At 55.9% G+C, this 508-nt stretch carries 1 protein-coding gene; it reads left to right on the top strand.

What is annotated here, in order from left to right; translation table 11 throughout:
- On the top strand, positions 1 to 481 hold a 481-nt coding region (locus CSC70_RS14465; protein WP_211369522.1), incomplete at its 5' end, for an NYN domain-containing protein.
- Positions 482 to 508 lie beyond the last annotated feature (27 nt).

The following is a 508-nucleotide window of genomic DNA, read 5'->3' as shown; positions in this document are numbered from 1 at the left end:
GAGCCAGTATCACGCGGCCCTTACCAGCTCGAATCGCATCTCGGTGACGAAGGGCTACTACTCACTCACCAAGTCTTCCCAGTACCTGGTTGACGCTGAAGAGCCTGATAAGAACCCCAACTTGTGCGGCAAGGCCCAAGTGTGGAAGCTCGAAGAGAAGCAGTCAGACGTCAATTTAGCGTTGGCCCTCTATGACGGTGCTCTTCATTGTGCGGATCTCGACCAGCTGGTTTTGGTCACCAATGACACCGACATCGCCCCGGCCCTTGAGCTCATAAAAAAGAAAAAGCCTCGCTTGGTCATTGGCTTGGTGATCCCGACGCGGCTCGACGCTCGGAAGGTCGACGACACGGGTTACATGACCGACAAAGAACGACAGGCTAACGCTGATCGTCGGAAGCTCGCCGACTGGACCAGAACTTACATCCGGCCGGAAGAATTGGCAGCCTCTCAGTTACCACGCGTTGTACAGGGCGGGTGAAAAGCCACGATCAAACCCCTCTCGTGG

Source organism: Pseudoxanthomonas kalamensis DSM 18571 (assembly GCF_010211745.1).
GTDB lineage: Bacteria > Pseudomonadota > Gammaproteobacteria > Xanthomonadales > Xanthomonadaceae > Pseudoxanthomonas_A > Pseudoxanthomonas_A kalamensis.
The sequence above is the reverse complement of the archived record's forward strand: the minus strand, read 5'-3'. Positions and strand labels throughout refer to the sequence as shown.